The 6,765-nt window shown below is 72.8% G+C and carries 8 protein-coding genes; 3 read left to right on the top strand and 5 right to left on the bottom strand.

From position 1 onward, the window contains the following. The 3 genes from AC1DY2_RS12795 to AC1DY2_RS12805 all read left to right on the top strand — a co-directional run. On the top strand, nucleotides 1–383 hold a 383-nt coding region (locus AC1DY2_RS12795), incomplete at its 5' end, for a DUF3151 family protein (RefSeq protein WP_476762773.1). 1 nt (nucleotide 384) lies between these two features. Next, entirely contained in the window at nucleotides 385–1,671 is a 1,287-nt protein-coding gene (locus AC1DY2_RS12800) for an adenylosuccinate synthase (protein WP_476762774.1), read from the top strand. A gap of 8 nt (nucleotides 1,672–1,679) precedes the next feature. Beyond that, entirely contained in the window at nucleotides 1,680–2,330 is a 651-nt protein-coding gene (locus tag AC1DY2_RS12805; protein ID WP_476762775.1) for a GNAT family N-acetyltransferase, read from the top strand. Here the strand turns inward: AC1DY2_RS12805 and AC1DY2_RS12810 are convergent. The 5 genes from AC1DY2_RS12810 to AC1DY2_RS12830 form a co-directional block, all read right to left on the bottom strand. Next, a complete protein-coding gene (locus AC1DY2_RS12810) occupies nucleotides 2,314–3,054 on the bottom strand; it encodes a sulfite exporter TauE/SafE family protein (protein ID WP_476762776.1) in 741 nt (246 codons plus the stop codon). The two genes, AC1DY2_RS12805 and AC1DY2_RS12810, sit on opposite strands and share 17 nt — an antisense overlap. 157 nt (nucleotides 3,055–3,211) lie before the next feature. After that, nucleotides 3,212–4,696, bottom strand: a complete 1,485-nt coding sequence (locus AC1DY2_RS12815; RefSeq protein WP_476762777.1) for a sodium/solute symporter — start codon at nucleotides 4,694–4,696, stop codon at nucleotides 3,212–3,214. Next, entirely contained in the window at nucleotides 4,693–5,130 is a 438-nt protein-coding gene (locus AC1DY2_RS12820; protein ID WP_476762778.1) for a DUF485 domain-containing protein, read from the bottom strand. Before AC1DY2_RS12820 ends, AC1DY2_RS12815 begins: the two co-directional genes overlap by 4 nt. Then, complete coding sequence (locus AC1DY2_RS12825; protein WP_476762779.1) at nucleotides 5,127–5,876, bottom strand: LytR/AlgR family response regulator transcription factor; 750 nt, start codon at nucleotides 5,874–5,876, stop codon at nucleotides 5,127–5,129. The genes AC1DY2_RS12820 and AC1DY2_RS12825 overlap by 4 nt, the downstream gene beginning before the upstream one ends. Next, nucleotides 5,873–6,765 (bottom strand): sensor histidine kinase (locus tag AC1DY2_RS12830; protein WP_476762780.1); only part of this gene is annotated, 893 nt, incomplete at its 5' end. The genes AC1DY2_RS12830 and AC1DY2_RS12825, both read right to left, overlap by 4 nt.

Below are 6,765 nucleotides of genomic sequence, written 5' to 3' on the forward strand. Positions count from 1 at the left end.
CCGAAGGCCATGCCATCGACGCGTTCGCGTACGCGGCCGTCGCCGTCGACCTCGCCCGCGAGCAGCTCACGGCCGCCGGCTGGCAGCCGGGCGACGCCGTGCCGTGGTCCGACGAGCCGAACCGCGCCTACCTCAGGGCGCTCGATGCGCAGCGACGCGCCGCCGAGCACCTGGGGCTCGAGGGGCACGCCGCGCGTCTCGCCGACGAACTGGCCGCCGCCGACGCCTCCGCGCCCGCGCGGATCGCGTCGGAGTTCACCCCGACCCAGATGATGCCGATCGTGGCATCCGCCGGCCGCTTCGAGCCGGCCACCGGATTCGATGCCCACGCCGGCGAGCCGCTCGCCGAACCCACCGCCGTCGACGCGGCAGGAGAGGACTGACATGCCCGCAGCCGTACTCATCGGAGCGCAGTGGGGTGACGAGGGCAAGGGCAAGGCGACCGACCTCCTGGGGTCGCGCCTCGACTACGTCGTGAAGTTCAACGGCGGCAACAACGCCGGGCACACGGTCGTCGTCGGCGACGAGAAGTACGCCCTGCACCTGCTGCCGTCGGGCATCCTCACGCCCGGCGTCGTCCCGGTGATCGCGAACGGCGTCGTCGTCGACATCGAGGTGCTGTTCGAGGAGCTCGAGGGGCTCGAGAGCCGCGGGGTGGATGTCTCGAAGCTCCGCGTCTCGGCGAACGCGCACCTCATCACCCAGTACCACCGCACGCTCGACAAGGTCACCGAGCGCTTCCTCGGCAGCCGGCAGATCGGAACGACCGGTCGTGGCATCGGCCCGGCCTACGCCGACAAGATCAACCGCGTCGGCCTGCGCATGCAGGACCTCTTCGACGAGAACATCCTGCGGCAGAAGGTCGAGGGCGCCCTCGACCAGAAGAACCACCTGCTCGTGAAGGTCTACAACCGGCGTGCCATCGGCGTCGACGAGGTGGTCGACGACCTGCTCGGCTACGTCGAGCGATTGCGGCCGATGGTCACCGACACGTCGCTGCTGCTGCACCAGGCGCTCGAGCGCGGCGAGACCGTGCTCTTCGAGGGCGGTCAGGCCACCATGCTCGACGTCGACCACGGCACGTACCCGTTCGTCACGTCGTCGAACGCCACGAGCGGCGGCGCGGTCACCGGCTCGGGCATCGCGCCGAACCGCATCGACCGGGTCATCGCGGTCGTGAAGGCCTACACCACCCGCGTCGGCGCCGGCCCGTTCCCGACCGAGCTCTTCGACGAGTGGGGCGAGTTCCTCAGCGAGAAGGGCCACGAGTTCGGCACCACCACGGGGCGTCGCCGCCGCACCGGCTGGTACGACGCGCCCATCGCCCGCTACGCGTCGCGGGTCAACGGCGTCACCGACTTCGTGCTCACGAAGCTCGACGTGCTCACCGGCCTCGAGCGCATCCCGGTCGCGGTGGCCTACGAGGTCGACGGCCAGCGCGTCGACGAGGTGCCGGTGTCGCAGTCCGACTTCCACCACGCCACTCCCGTCTACGAGGAGTTCCCCGGTTGGCAGGAGGACATCTCGGGTGCACGGTCGTTCGAGGAGCTGCCCGCGAATGCGCAGGCCTACGTGCGCGAGCTCGAGGCCATGAGCGGGTCCCGCATCTCGGCGATCGGCGTCGGCCCCGGCCGCGAGGAGATCGTGCAGCTGCACGACCTGCTCGACTGAGGCACGACATGACCGCGCGCCGCCCTGCCGCCGAGCCGCTCGTCGGCCGATTCATCCGCCTCACGCCGTTCTCGACCGACGACATCCCCGAGCTGTATCGCGCGCTGGGACGCCCCGAGGTGTTCGCCGGTGGGTTCGGTGGCGGACCGGCCGGGCAGCCGGCCGACCTCGCCGCATTCGAGGCGTTCGCGCTCCGCTCCTACGCACCCGCTCCCGACGCCCTCCCGTTCACCGTGCGCCTCGAGGGGGGACCCGACCATGGCACCGTGGTCGGCGCCACGAAGCTGGGCGACCTCGACCTGCCGAACGAGTCGGCGCACATCGGCTGGACCGGCTACGACCCGAGGGTCTGGCGCACCGCCGTGAATCCCGAGGCGAAGCTGCTGCTGCTCGGGCTCGCGTTCGACCACGGCTTCGGCCGGGTGAAGCTCCAGGCCGATTCGCGCAACGCGCGTTCCCGGGCGGCCATCCTCAAGCTCGGCGCGCAGTTCGAGGGGCTCGCCCGCCGGCACAAGCCCCGGGCCGACGGCACCTGGCGGGACTCGGCGATCTTCTCGATCATCGTCGACGAGTGGCCGGCGGTGCGTGCGGGGCTCGAGGCCCGACTGGACGCCCGCGGCGGCGAGCCCGTGCTGCTCGAGGTCAGCCCGCGAGGTTGATCGCGCCGTCGACGATGGCGACCACACCGCCCAGGTAGGCGATCGCGATGACGCCGGCGCGGGCGGCACGGTGCCCGATGCGCGCGTGGAGCAGCTCGCCGAGCGCGAGCCCCACGAGCAGCGCTGCGATCGAGACCGGCCAGACACCCGGGTCGACCTCGGGCATCGCCCAGCCCGACGCGGCGAGCTTGCCGACGAGCGAGCTGAGGCCGATGACCACGAAGTACGGTTGCGCGGTCGCGGCGAAGCCCGCCTGCGGCCACCTCGTCGCGACGGCATAGACGCTCAGGGCAGGCCCACCCACGCCGGCGGCGGCGTTCATGAATCCGGATGTCGCACCCGCGACGATCGCGGGCGTCCGCCCCGTGGCGACGTGCTCGGTGCGGGTCACGGCCAGCGAGACGGTGAGCGCCACGATCACCAGGATGCCGATGCCGAGTTGAAGCACCGGCCCCTGCAGCCGCGCGGCGACGAGGGCTCCGACGACCGTGCCCGCGACGGCGGGCACGACCAGCCAGCGGAACCGCGGCCAGTCGATGTGCCGCCAGACCCGCGGCAGGATGAGGAGCGACGACAGCACGGCGCAGGCGTTGACGATGATCACCCCGTCGAACGGCCCGAGGAGCACCACGAGGGCGGGCGCGGCGATGAGGGCGAACCCCATGCCGGTGACGCGCTGGGCGAACGCACCCACGAGCACCGAGACGGCGACGGGCAGGAGCACCGGGCAAGCCTAGTGCGGCCGGCCCGGTCGCCCGACACGCGGCTGCCGGGTCCGCGACCGGTCACGATCGGTCGCCACGCGGCATCTGCGAGCCACCGATCGTGACCGCTCGGCGACCGCTGACGGCGTGGCGTGGCGGGGCGGGGCGGGGCGGGGATCAGGCCGCGCCGTGGTGCCGCGCCGCCTCGGGGACGTGCAGCCGGGTGAGGAATGCGTCCGCACCGCGGGGCGCGCCCCGCCGGTCTGTGCGTGACACGAGCACGGTGACGAGCACCGCGAGCGGCACCGTCCAGGCGGCGGGCTGTTCGAGGAACGGGCGGATGCCGGGCGCCCACGTCGCGAGCGCGGAGCCGCCGAGGATCGCCGCCCCCGCAAGCGCCGCGCCCGTGAGCATGCCCGCGACGGCGCCCCGGGCGGTGAGCCCGCGCCACCAGATGCCGAGGATGAGCATGGGTGCGAGCGTCGACGCGGTGAACGCGAACACGAGCCCGACGCTGCCGGCGAGGCCCGTCGACTCGGTGGCGAGGGCGACGACGAGCGGCACGAACGTGGAGATCACCGCGGCGATGCGGAAGCCGCGCACGCTGCCGCCGAGGAGGTCCTGGCTGATCACGCCGGCGAGCGACACCACGAGGCCCGACGACGTCGAGAGGAATGCCGCGAAGGCCCCGGCGATCACGAGTGCGGTGAGCAGCTGGCCGACCGGCCCGGGCACCAGGCGGTCGGGGAGGAGCAGGATGAGCGCGTCGGACTCCCCGGGCGCGGCCAGGTCGGGCGCGAACGCCCGCCCGAGGAATCCGAACGCCGTCGGGAACAGGTAGAACACCGAGAGCAGCACGAGCACGATCACGGTGGTGCGCCGCGCGGCGACGCCGTCGGGGTTCGTGTAGAAGCGCACGAGCACGTGGGGGAGCCCGAGGGTGCCGAAGAGCAACGCCACCATGAGCGACACCGTGCGGTACCCGTCGAGGTCGCCCGGTCCGGCCGACGCCGGGAACGCCTCGGCCGGGGTGAGCTGCGCGGGCGGCTCCCCGCCGTTCACGACGAGCAGCACCACGAACACCGGCACGGCGAGCGCGGTGAGCTTCAGCCAGAACTGGAACGCCTGCACGAACGTGATCGACCGCATGCCGCCCGCCGCCACGACGACCGCCACGATGACGGCCACCGCGAGCGACCCCGCCCACGCCGGCAGTCCCGTCGTGATCCGCACCGTCAGGGCGGCGCCTTGCAGCTGCGGCACGATGTAGAACCACCCGATGACGATCACGAGCAGGCTCGTCACGCGCCGCGCCGCGGTGGACTCGAGCCGCGCCTCGGTGAAGTCGGGGATCGTGTAGGCGCCCGATCGGCGCAGCGGCGCCGCCACGAACAGCAGGAGCATCAGGTAGCCGGCCGTGTACCCGATCGGGAACCACAGCGCCGCCGACCCGGTCAGCAGGATGAGGCCGGCGATGCCGAGGAACGACGCCGCCGACAGGTACTCGCCGCCGATCGCCGACGCGTTCCACCACGGCCGCACGGTACGGCTGGCGACGTAGAAGTCGCTCGTCGTGCGCGAGACGCGCAGCCCGTAGAACCCGATCAGCGCCGACGCGAGGGCCACCACGATGATCGCCGTGTAGCCGATCGCCGGGTTCACTCCTCCTCCACGAGCGAGCGGTAGCGAGCCTCGTTGCGCGAGGCGGCGCGCACGTAGAGGGCGCCCACGGTGATCGCGAGGGGGTACACGCCGGCCCCGAGGAGCAGCCACGACAGCGGCACGCCGATCACGAACGTGGTGTCGAGCTGCGGCACGAGCGCGATGGCGAACACGAACAACGCCGTCGCGACCGCGAAGCCGACGGCGAACACGATGCCGAGCCGCAGTTGCGACCGGATCAACGACCGCACGTACACCCCCGCGATGTCGCTCGTGGGCGCCTCGCGTCCGGCCTGGTGGTGCGGGCGAGCGGATGCCCCGGGCGAACCGGGGTGGGGTGCGGTCACGCGCACGCGGGCGGGCGGCCTCGCGGCATCCGTGGAACCGGGAGGACGCGCCGGCCCCGCGGCATCCGCTCGGCCCTCGTCGCTCATGACCGTGGCCGGATGGTCGCCGAGTCGAGCCGCTCGCGCAGGGCGGGCAGCAGGCGGCGGCTCACGGGCAGCTCGGCCGCGCCGACCGTGACGCTCGGGTGGTCGCCGCCGAGCCGGATGCGCGTGAGGTGCGGGATCGCCACGAGGTACGAGCGGTGCACCCGCACGAAGGCGTCGCTCCACTGCCGCTCGAGGTCGGACATCGGCACGCGCACGAGGTAGCTGGCCTCCTCGGTGTGYAGCCGCGCGTAGTCGCCCTGCGCCTGCACGTAGCGCACTTCGTCGCGGCGAATCATGYGCGTCGTGCCGCCCAGGGTGACCGCGATCATCTCGGGCTGCGCCTCGGATGCCGCGGCGCCGGCGTGCGCGGCCGCCGAGGCCTTGAGCGCCTCGACGATGCGGGTCACCGAGCGGTGCAGGCGCTCGGTGCGCACGGGCTTCAGCAGGTAGTCGACGGCGGCGAGGTCGAATGCCTCGAGCGCACCCTCCTCGTCGGCGGTGACGAACACGAGGGCGGGCCGCCGCTCGAAGCGCTGCATCGCCCGCGCCAGGTCGAACCCGTTGAGGCCGGGCATGTGGATGTCGAGGAACGCGGCGTCGACCGGCTCCCGCGTGAGCAGGCGGATGGCCTCGGCGCCCGAGGCGGCCTGGTGGATGACCCCGATGCGCGGGTCCTGTCCGAGCAGGAACGCCAGCTCGTCGATCGCGGGCTGCTCGTCGTCGGCGATGAGCACGGAGATCGTCATCGTTCCAGTCTTCCACCGGGGGTTCGGTTGGCACCGGGACTGCGCGAAGCGTCCGCGGATGCCGCGACGCGGCCGGGCTGCGACTTCGGCACCCGCATCCGCACGAGCGTCCCGGCGCCCACGTTCGTCTCGACGACGAGCCCGTGCTCCTCGCCGTAGACCTGACGGAGCCGCGCGTCGACGTTGCGCAGGCCCACGTGCTCGCCCGGGGCGCCGCCCGCGAGCACCGTCTCGAGCCGTTCGGGGTCGATGCCGACCCCGTCGTCCTCCACGCTGATCTCGGCGAACGCACCCAGGTCGGACGCGGTGATGGTGATGCGCCCGCCGCCCTCCTTCGACTCGAGGCCGTGCCGCACCGCGTTCTCGACGAGCGGCTGGATGGACAGGAACGGCACCACGGTCGACAGCACCTCCGGCGCGATCTGCAGCGTCACCCGCAGCCGGTCGCCGAAGCGGGCCCGCTCGAGCCGGAGGTAGCTGTCGATCGAGCGGAGCTCCTCGGCCACGGTCGTGAAGTCGCCGTGGCGGCGGAACGAGTAGCGCGTGAAGTCGGCGAACTCGAGCACGAGCTCACGGGCCTGCGCCGGGTCGGTGTTGATGAACGACGCGATGGCGTTCAGCGAGTTGTAGATGAAGTGCGGGCTGATCTGGGCCCGCAGGGCCCGCACCTCCGCCTCGGCGAGCGCCGCGCGCGAGGCATCCAGCTCACCCAACTCGACCTGGGCGGCCACCCAGTCGGCGACCTCCCCGGTGGCTCGCACGAGGCCGGCCCGCACTGGCGCCCCGAACGCGACGATCGCGCCCACCGCCCGGCCGCCGGTGCGGATCGGTGCAGCCACGGCGTCGGTCTCGCGGTCGCCGAGGGGGATGCGCCGCTGCACCTGCGACT

The organism is Agromyces sp. P1_H4 (assembly GCF_056405255.1).

Bases quoted from the DNA above. Each gene is read 5' to 3' on its own strand.
- AC1DY2_RS12800 (WP_476762774.1), top strand. From the start codon at position 385: ATGCCCGCAGCCGTACTCATCGGAGCGCAGTGGGGTGACGAGGGCAAG.
- AC1DY2_RS12805 (WP_476762775.1), top strand. From the start codon at position 1,680: ATGACCGCGCGCCGCCCTGCCGCCGAGCCGCTCGTCGGCCGATTCATC.
- AC1DY2_RS12820 (WP_476762778.1), bottom strand. From the start codon at position 5,130: ATGAGCGACGAGGGCCGAGCGGATGCCGCGGGGCCGGCGCGTCCTCCC.